The following is a 13214-nucleotide window of genomic DNA, read 5'->3' as shown; positions in this document are numbered from 1 at the left end:
CCTCCCCCTGGCATCACGGTCCATCTTCCCAGTTATCCTCCGGGGTCTCAACCTCCCGTGACGCGCGGGACGCCGGGGCAGAAGCCGGGCGCACGTCGGGGGTGCGGGAGAGCAGATAGAGCCCGGCGAGCACCACGATCGCGAGCGCCCCTATGGCGATGCGGTAGGAGGGTGCCCCGAGGCCACCGAAGGCGTCCAGAAGGAGCGCTATGAGGGCGGGGCCAGCGACGGCGGAGAACCTCCCCGCGAGGTTGTAGAACCCGAAGAACTCCCCGGTCTTCTCGGGCGGGGCGAGCGCGACGAGCATCGCCCGGCTCACGGTCCAGGTGGCGCCGAGGGCGATCCCGACGACCGGCCCGACGAGGAGGAGCACCCGGGGACCGGGCGCGACCGCGGCCAGAGCTATCGCGACCAGCCACAGCAGGAGCACCACGACGAGCGCCCGCTTCGGCCCCACACGGTCGGAGAGGTGCCCGAAGCCGGCCGACCCCACGATGGCGAACACCGTGGAGAAGAGCAGCAGGTTGCGTATCCCCCCCGAGCTCATCCCGAAGACCTCCCGGCCGTAGAGCGCCATGTTGGAGACGGCGGTGTTCGCCGCGTCGGTGTAGAGCACGGTGGCGGCGATGAACGTCCCGGCCCCGGGGTAGGACCGGAGGTTCCGGATGGTGGTGATGACGTCCCGGTAGACCGCCGGGGGGCGTACGTCCATCGGCCGTCGCACCTTCGGGTCCGGTACGAAGAAGAAGGCCGGCAGGCTGAAGAGCAGATACAGAACTGCGGTGGGCACGAACGCGTTCGAGCTGCGGGCGGCGCCCGTCCCGATCCACCATCCCAGAGGGCCGAGAAGCTCCTTCACGGCTGAGGCGTCGCCGACAAAGAGCTGCAGGAAGAGGAGCGCGAAGATAGCGCCGACGTAGCCCAGCGCGGTACCGTAACCGCTCACCCTCCCGGTCCCGCGCCCGGCCGAGACGCCGGGCAGGAGCGCGTTGTAGAAGACCGTCGCCGACTGGTAGCAGAAGTTCGCCGCGACGAAGAGCGCCACGATCACCGCCACCTCCTCAGAAACGCCCAGCAATGCGGTGAGGACGACCGAGACCGACACCAACACGACGAGGTATGGTTTTCGGCGCTGGCCGAGGTCCGAGACGGCCCCGAGGAAGGGCGAGAGGAGGAGCACCAGCAGGGCGCTCCCGGCGGCGGCGTAGTTGACGGTGTCCGCCCCGGCGCCGAGCTCCGATCCGAGCCACAGCGGGAAGTAGACGCTCAGGATCGAGACGGAGAAGATCGTGCCGGCGAAGTCGTAGAGCGCCCAGGCGATCACGACGGGCCAGGTGGCCCGCCGGCCGGGGACGGTGGCCGCCGGTGTGCGCAAGTCCATCGTGGAAGCGATTATATGCCGCTACCCGATGAAGGTCCTGTAGAGCAGGAAGAGGTTCAGGCAGATGATGAGCCCGGCGACGACCGCCGCGGCCACCGTCGTGGTTCTCCCGTTCACCAGGGGCCCCATGAGTTTGCGGTCGCTGGTGAAAATCAGGAGGGGAACCAGCGCGAAGGGTATCCCGAACGAGAGGACGACCTGGCTTATGACCAGCGCCCAGCTCGGGTCCACGCCGAGCGCGATGACGACGAGCGAGGGGACTATCGTGATCGCCCGGCGCAAGAAAAGCGGGATCCTGCGCCGGATGAACCCCTGCATCACGACCTGACCGGCCATGGTCCCGACCGAGGAGGAGGAGAGCCCCGAAGCCAGAAGCGCTACGCCGAAGATGACCGCCACCGCCTCGCCCTCGACGTTCGCCAGGCCGTGGAAGGCCGACTCTATGCTCCCCCCCACTCCCCCCCGACCGTGGAAGAGCGCGGCGAAAACCACCATCATGCTGGCGTTGACCAGCCCGGCGATCCCCATCGCGACGATCACGTCTATCAGCTCGAAGCGGAAGATCCTGCGCCTCTCCTCGCTCGTGCGGCCTACGATCCGGCGCTGGGTCAGCGCGGAGTGAAGATATATCACGTGCGGCATGACCGTCGCCCCGAGGATCCCGGCGGCGAGCAGCACGCTCCCGTTCCCGGAGAAGCCTGGCACGAAAGCCCCCCGGAGAACGGCTGCGGGATTCGGCCTGGCATAGAACACCTCCAGCGCGAATGCGACGACTATGACCCCCACGAGAACGCCTATCCCAGCCTCGAGCGTCCTCGTCCCACGTCTCTCAAGCGCGAGTAAAGCGAAGACCGCCGCCGCCGTTATGAGCCCCGAAGGAAACAGTGGTAGCCCAAAGATCAGGTTCATCCCGATCGCCGCCCCCACGAACTCCGCCAGGTCGGTGGCCACCGCCACGACCTCCGCCTGCAGCCAGAGGAAGACCGTCACCGACCGGGGAAACCTCTCCCGGCACACCTCCGGAAGATTCCTGCCCGTCGCGATCCCGAGCTTCGCCGAAAGCGCCTGCACCAGCATCGCCATCAGGTTGGCCGCCAGGATGACCCACAGAAGCGTGTACCCGAAGCTCACCCCCCCGGAGACGTTCGTCGCGAAGTTGCCGGGATCCACGTACGCAACCGCCGCGATGAACGCCGGTCCCAGAAACGGCCACAGTCTCCTCAGAAAACCCTTCCTGCCCCCCTCGAGCGAGGCGTGGGCAGCCCGCGCCACCATCTCCTCGCCCCGCAGCAAAGGCTCCTCGGACCTACCGCTCAAAATACACGCCTCTCCATCTACGCCTTGAATTTAGCCGTGGCTAATATTACTATCAGCTCGCGTTAACCGTCAAGGGAAGACGGTTCTGGAAAAAGAGCTGTCCTGGGCTAACATTTACGATGACGCCGATGAATACGAATTCGCAAACCCAGCCCTCGGTTTCGGTCGGGGACTATCTGAAGAGCGTGTGGGAGGTAGCCGGCACCGGTGCGGCCTCGACGAAGGACGTGGCGGAGCGGCTCTCGGTCTCTGCTGCTTCGGTATCGAACATGTTCGTGCGGCTACAGGAGATGGGGCTGGTCCGGCACGAGCGCTACCACGGGGCGTCTTTGACGGAGCGGGGAAAGAGGGAGGCGATGCGGCTGGTCCGGCGGCACCGTCTGATAGAGACTTTTCTCCTGGAGCACCTGGGGTATTCGTGGGACGAGGTACACGAGGAGGCGGAGAGGCTCGAGCACGCGGTCTCGGACACGTTCACCGAGCGTCTGGCGGAGTACCTCGGGCATCCGGCGCACGATCCGCACGGAGATCCCATCCCGACCCCCGAAGGGATGCTGGAGCCGGACCGGAACAAGCCGCTGCGCGACGTCGAAGAGGGGGAAGAGGTTCGCGTCTCGCGGGTGGACCAGCGCGACGAAGCCGTGCTCGCCTATCTCGGGGAGCAAGGGCTGGTACCCGGCACGGCGATCAGGGTGCTGGAGGTACGCGGGGTGGACGGGGTGGTGACGGTCGAGGGGGAGGACGGATCCGTACACACCCTGGGTGAGCCGCTCACGCGTTCGATCTTCGTGCGCGCCGACAGCTGAAGGTGCCCTACTTCCCGCGGGGCAGTCCGTAGGCGCTCATCGTGCCGGACTCGTCGGAGACGTAGACTCTCCCGTTCGCCACGATGGGGCTCTCCCAGTGGATGTCCCCGATGGTCCCGCCCGCACCCTTCCGTTCGCTCGACCACAGGAGGCGTCCGCTGGTGGGGTCGAGCGCGAGCAGGTCTCCGTCCGAGGCCGCGAACAGCACCCCGCCCGCGACGACCGGCGTGGTCGTCCTGTAGTCCTTCTTCCACTCCAGACGCAGGCGGGTGCGGCCGCCCGCATCGGTCGCCACCCGGTAGGCCGCCATCCCGCAGGTGCCGGCGACGATGACGCGCAGCCTGCCTCCGTTCCTCCAGACCACGGGCTGGGTGAAGGTGGCGCATCCAGCGGAGCGTATGGTCTGAAGCGCTCCGCCGACGTGACCGGGACCGCCCCTCCCGCTCATGTTCCCGCGGGAGATCAGACGCAGCTTTCCGTCCTTGCCGCCCTGCACCAGCAGATATGGGGTTCTGCTCCGGAGTATCCGGGGCAGGACCGCGGGGGAGGCGCTCGCGAGGTCGAGGTCTTGCGCCTCGAGCTTCCGGTAGTTCTCCGGGGTGTAGGAATCGACGAGGCGCAGACCGGGAGCCGCGAGCCTCAGCACGCTGTCCGCGTAGTCGCCGCGGGAGGGGGCGTAGGGACCGTTGCCGCTCGCCGCGTAGACGCTTCCGTCCGCCGGATCCACGACGGCCCCGCCCCGGCCCCAGATGCCGGAGCGCTGCGAGTCGCACTCCCCGTTCGAGAGCAGATGCCGGACGTTCGCACAGAGGCTGTTGTAGACGTGCTCCTCTCCCGTCCTCTCGTTCACCGCCACGACGTGCCCCTGGTATGGCGGGGCGTCGCCGAGGTAGCCGCTCGTGGTCGCGTACACCCACCCGTCCGCTACGTTGAGCGCCGAGGAGCCCTTCTCGGTCTCGGGCATCCTGGTGACCGGAGCCGGCCAGCCGTTGCCTTCGATCTCCCTGCCGCTCGCAGCCCTGTACCGGTGGATTCTGCCGTCGAGCCCGTAGGAGAAGACGAGAGAGCGGGCGGGATCGGCGACGGGCGAGGAGGTGGTGATCTTTGGTCCGGAAGTCCTGCGGAGCCAGAGCCTCCTGCCGCTCGCGGCATCCAGCGCGACGAGCGAACCGTTCTCGAGCGTCGCGTAGAGCACGTCGCGCTCCTTCCCCGACGCCCTGACGCCGTGCAGCAGCACCGGGGAGGAGTCGGCGACGTCGGGGAGCTTCGCCCGCCAGATCCTGCGCAGCCTCCCCACGCTCTTGCGGTCTATGAGCCTCTCGTGCGGGTTGACCCCGTTGCGATCGGGGCTGAAGCCGAAGCGCACCCAGTCGACCTTCTCCGCGGCGGGCAGGGTCGAGGCGAGGTCCGGCGCCGCCTTCGTCCGCGTCCCGGCACCCTGGTTCCCGCCGCACGCGACGGCCGCGAGGAGCAAAACCAGGAGCGCCGTGCTCCATCCCTTCACGAAAACCGCAGGCTCCTCTCGCTCTGGCTACCGGTGAGTCTACATCACGTCGTGGCCCAGGCCCCGGCGGCCGGCGCATCCGGTTTCTTCCGCCGGGCGCGGACGGCCTGCGCGAGCTCGCGCAGAACCGGCACTGTCGTCTCCCACCCCATGCAGGAGTCGGTGACGGACTGGCCGTAGACGAGAGGTTTCCCGGCGTCGAGATCCTGCCGGCCGTCGACGAGGAAGCTCTCGAGCATCACCCCGACGATGCCCCGCTGCCCGCCGGAGACCTGCTCCGCCAGCGCGCTGGCCACCTGCGGCTGGCGCCGGTAATCCTTGCCGCTGTTGTCATGGCTCGCATCGACCATCACCCGCGGCGGCAGGCCAGCGCCGCGCAGCTCCCCGAGCGCGCCCTCCACGCTCTTCGCGTCGTAGTTGGGCCCGTTCTTGCCGCCGCGCAGGATCACGTGACAGTCCGGGTTGCCGCGGGTGGTGACGATCCCGGCGAGCCCCTGACGGGTCACCCCGAGGAAGCTGTGCGGGTGGGCGGCGGCCCGGACGGCGTCCACGGCGATCCTGACGCTCCCCCCGGTCCCGTTCTTGAAGCCGACCGGCATCGAGAGCCCCGAGGCGAGCTGGCGGTGCACCTGGCTCTCGGTCGTGCGCGCCCCGATCGCACCCCACGCGACGGCGTCGGCGAAGAACTGCGGGGAGATTGGGTCGAGGAACTCGCACCCGGCCGGGAGCCCGAGCTCCGCGATCTCCAGCAGCAATCTGCGCGCCAGATGCAACCCCTCGTTGATCGCGAAGCTCCCGTCGAGGTGCGGGTCGTTGACGAGGCCCTTCCAGCCCACCGTCGTCCGGGGCTTCTCGAAGTAGACCCGCATGACGACGAGGAGCTCCTCCCGCAACTCGTCGGCGATCCCCCGGAGCCTCCGGGCGTAGTCGAGGGCCGCCTCCGGGTCGTGTATCGAGCAGGGCCCGACCACGACGATGAGCCTGTCGTCCGAGCCGTCGAGCACCCGCACGATCTCCTCCCGCGCCCGGCCGACGCTCCGGGCCTGCCCCTCCGAGAGCGGGAGCTGCTCGGAGAGGATCGCCGGAGGCAAGAGCGGCCGGATGCCCGTGACGCGCAGGTCGCTGGTGCCCGCGGATCCGTCGGCGCGGAGTACCTCCTCCACCCCGGGCAGCAACTCGAGTGTCCTCTCGAGCCCGTCCGGGGGTTCTCCCTCCACCCACACCGCGATCCTCCCCGTCCCCGGGAACATGCCGGCCTCGAGCCCCGCCTCCCTGACCTGCGCCCGCACGGCCTCCGCCTGCGCCCGCGAACTCCCGGGCCGCATCAGGACGAGCATCTCCCTCATCACCATCTCCTCTTCTCCCTCCGTCTTCTCCCAAACGAAAGGCGGAGGCTCCAGGAGCCTCCGCCCTCCGAATCTTCCGCCGAACCGACCGCGGTTAAGCCGGGTGAACCCCGCCGGCCGGCCCGTCCCTCCGGAGGGCCCGCCGGATAAAGTAATAGAAGCGCACGTTCATCCCGTGACCGGCGATCATGGCCGGCATTCTACCCGCCCACACCCTACCGGTCAAAACTGCTCCGGCGCCCGAAAGCGAAGTACGCCACCGGCCCGAAGAAGTTCACCGCCTGCGCGACCACCCAGGCGGCCTTCGGCCCCCTCACCTCGCTCTCCTCGCGCCGGTAAAGATCCACGAGCGCCGCCACCTTCAGCCCGAGCTCGACCGTACCCGCCAGAACAATCGCCGCCCGCTGCCCCCGGCTCAGCTCCCCCCAGCGCCTCTTCCCGGCCACGGTAGCCTCCTCTCTTCCGAAGATCGACACCCGGCATGATAACATTATTTCGTTGTTTGGCGAAACAACGAAAAAGGAGCGAGGTGGACAGTACATTCAGGGCGCTGGGGGATCCGAGAAGGCGGGAGGTTCTGCGGTTGCTCGGGGAGGGTGATCTGAGCGCGGGGGAGCTTGCGGAGCGGGTGGGGGTGGCGCCCTCGACGATGTCGGGACATCTGAGGGTGCTCAGGGAGGCGAACCTGGTCGTGGCCGAGCGGCACGGGACGACGATCGTCTACAGCCTGAACGTCTCCGTCTGTGAGGAGATCGTGGGGGCGGTGATGGAGCTCTTCGGGGTGGGGAAAGAGGGCACGAGGAAGGTCCGGGATGCGTACGGGCTGGCGGACTGAGCTGCCGCTTTTGGTCCTGGTCGCGGCGATGTTCGCGGCCGGGGCCCGGGCGTGGCAGCTGGTACCGGGCCGGGTACCGGTGCACTGGGATCTCTCCGGGAAGCCGGACGGGTACGGGGGCAGGTTCGAGGGGCTCTTCCTGCTCCCGCTGATCACGCTGGGCGTCTATCTGTTGATGAGGTTCCTGCCGCGGGTCGACCCCCTGCGGGAGAGCTACGAAGCCTTCGGGGGGGTCTACCTCGTCTTCCGCTACGCGGTCGTGATCCTGCTCACCCTCGTCTACGGGTTCATGCTCGCGTGGGATCTGGGCTACGAACTCTCCCTCTCCCGGGCGATCACGGTCGTGCTCGGGATGCTGTTCGTGGTGCTGGGCAACTTCCTGGGCAAGGTGAGGCCCAACTGGTTCGTCGGCATCCGAACGCCGTGGACGCTCTCGAGCAGGCGCTCGTGGGTCAGGACCCACCGCCTCGGGGGATGGCTCTTCGTGCTCGCCGGACTGGCGCTGATGGGGATGGGCCTGGTGTACCCCGCGGCGGGTGCGGTCGCGATCGGGCCGACAGTCCTCGTCTGCGTCGCGGTGCCCCTCGTCTACTCCTACCGCGTCTGGAAGGCCGACCCGGACAGAGATTCTCCCGTATGGAAGAGACCTCCGCGCGGCGACTAGCGGCCCTGCTTGCGGCGGCGCAGGCTCTCCCAGCTCCCGTCGGCGTACCAGCCGCCGTCGACTGAGAGGGTGTGGCCGTTGACGAAGCCGCTCTCGCGCGGTTCGGCGAGGAACGCGACGGCCCGCGCGACGTCCGCGGGCGAGGCGAAGCGCCCCATCGGCACCCTTCCCTCGATGTCCGCGTCGGTGTAGCCGCCCCCGGCCTGATCCTCGGCGTCCATCTCCGTCTTCACCCATCCGGGGCAGACCGCGTTCACCCGCACGCCGCGCCCGCCCCACTCCGCGGCGAGGGTGCGGGTGAGGCCGACGAGGCCGTGCTTGCTCGCGTTGTACGCCGCCCGGTCCGCCACCCCCAGAAGCCCGGCCACGGAGCTCACGTTGACGATGCTGCCCGAGCCCCGCTCCAGCATCACCCGGCCGAACTCCCGGCACATCAGGAAAGGACCGGTCAGGTTCACCGCGAGCGTCCGGCTCCAGTCGGCCAGCGTCGTCTCCTCGGCGGGGACGATCCTGCTGATCCCGGCGTTGTTCACCAGCACGTCCACCCGCCCGAAACGCTCCAGGACGCTCGCGGCCATCCTCCGGACGTCGCTCTCCTCGGATACGTCACCCGGGAGTGCCATGGCCCCGGCCCCGAGGCTGCGCAGCTCGTCCAGCGTCGCCTCCGGCTCGCGCACGTCGTTCGCCGCCACCCGGTAGCCGCGCAGGGCCAGCTCGATCGCCGTGGCCCGGCCTATCCCGCGCCCCGAGCCGGTTACGACGGCGACCGGGATCTCCCCCCTCATCAGCAGGATCCCCCCGAAGAGCACGAGGAGGTGGCGGAGACGACGGCACCCGCCGCAGCCGCCTGGGCCGCGAAGAAGTCATCCTCCCGCGCCTGTCTCACGGCCCCGCTCACCGCCCGGCCGATCAACTCACCCCTGGTCAGAGAATCGAGCCGTTCATGGGCCCGCTCCCGCTCTCCCGCGCGGAAGACCACGTCCACGAGGTCACAGGCCTTGATCAGGCCGAGGAGCGCCGCGTCGCGCGGCAGCGGCTCCGCTCCGCCGAAGACGACCTCCCGCACCCTCTCCCTGACGTCACGTTCCGGCCGGCCGTCGAGCGTCGGGTAGCGAACGCTCGAGATGAGCCAGAGCACCCGCCGCCGGTCGCGCCGGAGTATCCCCTTCTCGACCAGACGAGGGAGCAGAGCGTCCTTCGGATCCCTCCGGCCGAGACGCTCGACCCAGAACCCGGGCTCGCGCGGCTCCCCGGAGCGTATCATCCCGGCGACCTCGTCCAGAAGCCCGTCGCCCGTAGGGGTTTCGTCCAGCGTCACGAGCCGGCCATCCTGCATCCCGAGCCTCCCCGCGAGCACGAGCTCCATCAGGAGAGCCCCGGCGATCCCGTACTGCAGCGACCCCGAGACCGCGGGCTCGACCGCGCCGCTCTCGTCGTCGAGGGCGAGAAGCAAGAGTTCTTCGGCCAGGGTGAGCATAGTCCCTCCCGGTCACGAACAGGATCGCAAGATCTTACTACAAAACCCGCTGCGGAGCCCTCATCGCCGGGTGACGACGGGGTTCGGCGGCTCCTCGCCGCGCAGGACGGCGAGGAGGTTGCGGGCCGCCATCTCGGCCATCCTGTTCCTCGTCTCAATCGAGGCGCTGCCGATGTGCGGGGCGAGCACCACGTTCTCCAGCTCCAGGAGCTTCGGGTGCACCCCGGGCTCGTTCTCGTAGACGTCGAGTCCGGCGGCGAAGATGCGGCCCTCTGCAAGGGCCTCCGCGAGCGCCTCCTCGTCCACCACGGGACCGCGGGCGGTGTTGACGAGCACGGAGGTGCTCTTCATCTTCCGGAGCTCCTTAGAGCCGATCAGACGATGCGTCTGCGGGGTGAGCGGGACGTGCAGCGAGACGAAGTCGCTCTCTGCCAGAAGCTCTTCCAGGTGCACCCGCCGGGCCCCGAGCTCGCGCTCGGCCTCCGCCTTGCTGCTGCGGGCGGTGTAGAGGACGCTCATACCGAAGCCCCGGGCGCGCCGGGCGACGGCCTGTCCGATGCGCCCCATCCCGACTATGCCGAGCGTCTTGCCCCACACGTCGAGGCCGACGAGGAGCTCCGGACCCCAGTGGCGCCACCTCCCGGCCCGGACCATCCGCTCGGCCTCCCCGAGCCGCCTCGCGGCGGCCAGCATGAGCATGAACGCGGTGTCGGCGGTGGTCTCGTCGAGCACGCCGGGGGTGTTGGTGACGATCACGCCGCGCTTCTCCGCCGCGGCGACGTCGATGTTGTCGTAGCCGACGGCCATGTTCGCGACGACCTCGAGCGAGGGTCCCGCGGCGTCGAGCACCTCCGCGTCGACCCGCTCGGTCAGCGTGGTGAGAATCCCCGAGGCGCCGCGGACGGCGCGAAGGAGCGCCGTCCGCGGCGGGGGATCTTCCTCCGAGAGAACCTCCACGTCGAGGCCTGAGAGGAGGTCCAGCCCGACCTCGGGGATCCTGCGGGCTACCAGGACCTTCTGCGGCAGCTCAGCCATCCTCCTTCAGGAGCTGGCGCAGGACGGTCTGGAGGATGCCGCCGTTTCTCACGTACTCGACCTCGACGGGAGAGTCGACCCGGGCCTTCACCCGGAACTCCCTGGTCTCGCCCTCTTCGGTGGTGGCGCGCACGGTGAGCTCCTTGCCCGGCGAGAGGTCTTCGAGGCCCAGGATGTCGTAGGTCTCGCGGCCGGTGAGGCCCAGTGAATCGGCGCTCTCCCCGTCCGTGAACTGCAGCGGAAGGACGCCCATCCCGATCAGGTTGGAGCGGTGGATGCGCTCGAAGCTCTCGGCGATGACGGCCTTTATCCCGAGCAGGAAGGTTCCCTTGGCCGCCCAGTCGCGGCTCGAGCCGGTGCCGTATTCTTTGCCCGCGATGACCAGGAGCGGCACGCCCTCCTCCTGGTAGCGCACGGAGGCCTCGTAGATCGTGGTCTCCTCCCCGTCGGGCAGGTGGACGGTGTAACCGCCCTCTTTGCCGCCGGCGAGCTGGTTCTTCAGGCGGATGTTGCCGAAGGTCCCCCGCACCATCACCTCGTGGTTGCCGCGGCGGGAGCCGTAGGAGTTGAAGTTGCGCGGCTCGACGCCCTTGGAGATCAGGTACTGCCCGGCCGGGCTCTTGGAGGGGATCGCCCCGGCGGGGGAGATGTGGTCGGTGGTGACCGAGTCGCCGACCTTCACCAGAACCCGCGCCCCCTCTATGTCCTTCAGGGGTTCGGGCTCGGGGCTGAGGTCCTTGAAGAACGCGGGCTCCTGGATGTAGGTGGAGTCCGGATCCCACTCGTAGAGCTCGCCCGAGGGCACCTCGACCGCATTCCACTGCTCGTTGCCGGTGTAGACGTCGGCGTACTGCTCCCTGTAGAGAGAGGGGTCGAGGGCGCCGGCGATCTCGCGGGCGATCTCCTCCTGCGAGGGCCAGATGTCCCTGAGGTAGACCGGGTTGCCGTCGCCGTCGTGCCCGAGGGGTTCGTTCTCCAGGTCTATGTCCACCCGCCCGGCGAGCGCGTAGGCGACCACGAGCGGCGGGGAGGCCAGGTAGTTGGCCTTCACGTCCGGGTTGATCCGGCCCTCGAAGTTGCGGTTGCCCGAGAGGACCGCCGCGACGACCAGGTCGTTCTCCTCGATCGCCTCGTGGATCGGGTCGGGGAGCGGCCCGGAGTTGCCGATGCAGGTGGTGCACCCGTAGCCGACCACGTCGAAGCGCAGCTTCTCCAGGTAGTCCAGGAGCCCCGAGGTCTCCAGGTACTCGGTGACGACCTTCGAGCCCGGCGCGAGGCTCGTCTTCACGTGCGGCGCGACCGAGAGGCCCTTCTCGACCGCCTTCTTCGCCAGGAGCCCCGCCCCGACCATCACCGAGGGGTTCGAGGTGTTGGTGCAGCTCGTTATCGCGGCGATGACCGCCGATCCGTGCCCGATCCTGTCTTCCTCGCCATCGAGCGTGACGGTGACCGTCCCGCCGGGATCGGCCTCCTCGCCGCCCGAAGAGGGGTGCGCTTCCGGCTCGCCCTCCCCGGTAACGCCCGCCGCGTCGGCCGGGGCGTCGCTCGCCGGGAACGACTCGGCGGACTGCTCCTCGATCGGGGCGTCCTTCTGGGTGCCACTCCCGTTCGCGTGCCCGTTCGTCGCGCCGGTGATCTCGGCCAGCGCCCGCCGGAAGTTCGACTTGACCTCGGAGAGCCGGATCCTGTCCTGCGGCCTCCTGGGTCCGGCCAGGCTCGGCTCGACGGTCGCCATATCCAGCTCGAGCGTCTCCGAGAAGCGCGGCTCCGGCGTCTCGTCGGTGCGGAAGAGCCCCTGCTCCTTGGTGTAGCGCTCGACGAGGTCCACCAGATCCTCGCGCCCGGTGCCCCGCAGGTACTTCAACGTCTCCTCGTCCACCGGGAAGAACGAGCAGGTCGCCCCGTACTCGGGCGCCATGTTCGCTATCGTCGCCCGGTCGGGCAGCGGCAGCTTCGAGAGCCCCTCGCCGTAGAACTCGACGAACTTGCCGACGACCCCGTGCGCCCGCAGCATCTCGGTCACCGTGAGGACCAGGTCGGTCGCCGTCACCCCGTCGCCCAGAGCCCCGGTGAGCTTGAACCCGATCACCTCGGGGGAGAGCATGTAGTAGGGCTGGCCGAGCATCACCGCCTCGGCCTCGATGCCGCCCACGCCCCAGCCGAGCACCCCGAGGCCGTTGATCATCGTGGTATGGCTGTCGGTGCCGAGCAAGGTGTCCGGGAAGGCCACCCCGTCGCGCACCTGCACCACCTTCGAGAGGTACTCCAGGTTGACCTGGTGGATGATACCGGTGGCCGGCGGGACCACGCTGAAGTTGTCGAAGGCCTGCTGGCCCCACTTCAAAAACTCGTAGCGCTCGCGGTTGCGCTCGAACTCGCGCTCGGCGTTGATCCGCAAGGCCAGCGGCGTCCCGAACGCGTCGACCTGGACCGAGTGGTCGATCACCAGGTCGACCGGGATGAGCGGGTTGATCTTCTTCGGGTCGCCCCCGACGGCCTTCATCGCGCTGCGCATCGCCGCGAGGTCCACGATCGCCGGAACGCCCGTGAAGTCCTGCATCACAACCCGCGCCGGCAGATAAGCGAGCTCTTCCCCGACCGAATCCGGCCAGGAGGCCAGGGTCTCGACGTCCTCTTCGGAGACGAACTTGCCGCCGCACTCCCGCGCGAGGGATTCCAGGATCACCCTGAGCGAGAACGGCAGCGAGAAGACGTCCCCGGAGACCTTCTCATCCAGCTCCTTCAGACTGTAGTAGGCGACCTCTCCGGAGTCGCTCGCAAGCTTCTTGCGTACGCCAAAAGAGTCTTTTACGCTCATCGCCTCCCGCCTTTCTGCGATGTCAAACTCG

The 13214-nt window shown here is 68.7% G+C and carries 12 protein-coding genes; 3 read left to right on the top strand and 9 right to left on the bottom strand.

Going from position 1 to position 13214, the window contains the following annotated elements:
* Positions 1-13: 13 nt before the first annotated feature.
* Together PJB24_RS12355 and PJB24_RS12350 are read right to left on the bottom strand one after the other, a co-directional pair.
* Positions 14-1381 (bottom strand): MFS transporter, encoded by a 1368-nt coding sequence (locus tag PJB24_RS12355; RefSeq protein ID WP_273846327.1) that lies wholly within the window; start codon positions 1379-1381, stop codon positions 14-16.
* Positions 1382-1402: 21 nt separating this feature from the next.
* Positions 1403-2656 carry an Nramp family divalent metal transporter gene (locus tag PJB24_RS12350; protein WP_420541940.1) on the bottom strand — a complete coding sequence of 418 codons (1254 nt, stop codon included), beginning with the start codon at positions 2654-2656 and terminating at the stop codon, positions 1403-1405.
* 170 nt (positions 2657-2826) lie between these two features.
* On the opposite strand from PJB24_RS12350, the gene PJB24_RS12345 reads away from it, so the two are divergent.
* Positions 2827-3504: a metal-dependent transcriptional regulator gene (locus tag PJB24_RS12345; protein ID WP_273846325.1), complete on the top strand. Its 678-nt coding sequence runs from the start codon at positions 2827-2829 to the stop codon at positions 3502-3504.
* A gap of 7 nt (positions 3505-3511) precedes the next feature.
* Here the strand turns inward: PJB24_RS12345 and PJB24_RS12340 are convergent, their stop codons facing one another.
* The 3 genes from PJB24_RS12340 to PJB24_RS12330 all read right to left on the bottom strand — a co-directional run bounded on the left by PJB24_RS12340 (position 3512) and on the right by PJB24_RS12330 (position 6800).
* On the bottom strand, positions 3512-5008 hold the full coding sequence (locus PJB24_RS12340) for an outer membrane protein assembly factor BamB family protein (protein WP_273846324.1): 1497 nt from the start codon (positions 5006-5008) through the stop codon (positions 3512-3514).
* A gap of 44 nt (positions 5009-5052) precedes the next feature.
* Positions 5053-6360 (bottom strand): 3-deoxy-7-phosphoheptulonate synthase, encoded by a 1308-nt coding sequence (locus PJB24_RS12335; RefSeq protein ID WP_273846323.1) that lies wholly within the window; start codon positions 6358-6360, stop codon positions 5053-5055.
* 209 nt (positions 6361-6569) lie between these two features.
* Positions 6570-6800 carry a PLD nuclease N-terminal domain-containing protein gene (locus tag PJB24_RS12330; RefSeq protein WP_273846322.1) on the bottom strand — a complete coding sequence of 77 codons (231 nt, stop codon included), beginning with the start codon at positions 6798-6800 and terminating at the stop codon, positions 6570-6572.
* Positions 6801-6883: 83 nt separating this feature from the next.
* On the opposite strand from PJB24_RS12330, the gene PJB24_RS12325 reads away from it, so the two are divergent.
* Complete coding sequence (locus tag PJB24_RS12325; protein WP_273846321.1) at positions 6884-7189, top strand: metalloregulator ArsR/SmtB family transcription factor; 306 nt, start codon at positions 6884-6886, stop codon at positions 7187-7189.
* Positions 7167-7853, top strand: a complete 687-nt coding sequence (locus PJB24_RS12320) for an SdpI family protein (protein ID WP_273846319.1) — start codon at positions 7167-7169, stop codon at positions 7851-7853. The genes PJB24_RS12325 and PJB24_RS12320 overlap by 23 nt, the downstream gene beginning before the upstream one ends.
* Here PJB24_RS12320 and PJB24_RS12315 read toward each other — a convergent pair.
* The 4 genes from PJB24_RS12315 to PJB24_RS12300 are packed head-to-tail and all read right to left on the bottom strand — an operon-like array spanning position 7850 to position 13183.
* Positions 7850-8638: an SDR family NAD(P)-dependent oxidoreductase gene (locus PJB24_RS12315; RefSeq protein WP_273846318.1), complete on the bottom strand. Its 789-nt coding sequence runs from the start codon at positions 8636-8638 to the stop codon at positions 7850-7852. The genes PJB24_RS12320 and PJB24_RS12315 overlap by 4 nt on opposite strands.
* Positions 8638-9330 (bottom strand): GOLPH3/VPS74 family protein, encoded by a 693-nt coding sequence (locus tag PJB24_RS12310; protein WP_273846316.1) that lies wholly within the window; start codon positions 9328-9330, stop codon positions 8638-8640. Before PJB24_RS12310 ends, PJB24_RS12315 begins: the two co-directional genes overlap by 1 nt.
* Before the next feature lie 60 nt (positions 9331-9390).
* Entirely contained in the window at positions 9391-10365 is a 975-nt protein-coding gene (locus PJB24_RS12305; RefSeq protein ID WP_273846315.1) for a 2-hydroxyacid dehydrogenase, read from the bottom strand.
* Positions 10358-13183, bottom strand: coding sequence for an aconitate hydratase (locus PJB24_RS12300; protein WP_273846313.1), 2826 nt, complete (start codon positions 13181-13183; stop codon positions 10358-10360). The genes PJB24_RS12305 and PJB24_RS12300 overlap by 8 nt, the downstream gene beginning before the upstream one ends.
* Positions 13184-13214: the final 31 nt, after the last annotated feature.

This window comes from Rubrobacter calidifluminis (assembly GCF_028617075.1).
Classification (GTDB): domain Bacteria; phylum Actinomycetota; class Rubrobacteria; order Rubrobacterales; family Rubrobacteraceae; genus Rubrobacter_E; species Rubrobacter_E calidifluminis.
This window is presented reverse-complemented; position numbering and strand designations above follow the sequence as displayed.

Bases quoted from the DNA above. Each gene is read 5' to 3' on its own strand.
- PJB24_RS12350 (WP_420541940.1), bottom strand. From the start codon at position 2,656: ATGGTGGCGCGGGCTGCCCACGCCTCGCTCGAGGGGGGCAGGAAGGGT.
- PJB24_RS12355 (WP_273846327.1), bottom strand. From the start codon at position 1,381: ATGGACTTGCGCACACCGGCGGCCACCGTCCCCGGCCGGCGGGCCACC.
- PJB24_RS12305 (WP_273846315.1), bottom strand. From the start codon at position 10,365: ATGGCTGAGCTGCCGCAGAAGGTCCTGGTAGCCCGCAGGATCCCCGAG.
- PJB24_RS12315 (WP_273846318.1), bottom strand. From the start codon at position 8,638: ATGAGGGGGGAGATCCCGGTCGCCGTCGTAACCGGCTCGGGGCGCGGG.
- PJB24_RS12300 (WP_273846313.1), bottom strand. From the start codon at position 13,183: ATGAGCGTAAAAGACTCTTTTGGCGTACGCAAGAAGCTTGCGAGCGAC.
- PJB24_RS12320 (WP_273846319.1), top strand. From the start codon at position 7,167: ATGCGTACGGGCTGGCGGACTGAGCTGCCGCTTTTGGTCCTGGTCGCG.
- PJB24_RS12335 (WP_273846323.1), bottom strand. From the start codon at position 6,360: ATGGTGATGAGGGAGATGCTCGTCCTGATGCGGCCCGGGAGTTCGCGG.
- PJB24_RS12310 (WP_273846316.1), bottom strand. From the start codon at position 9,330: ATGCTCACCCTGGCCGAAGAACTCTTGCTTCTCGCCCTCGACGACGAG.
- PJB24_RS12345 (WP_273846325.1), top strand. From the start codon at position 2,827: ATGAATACGAATTCGCAAACCCAGCCCTCGGTTTCGGTCGGGGACTAT.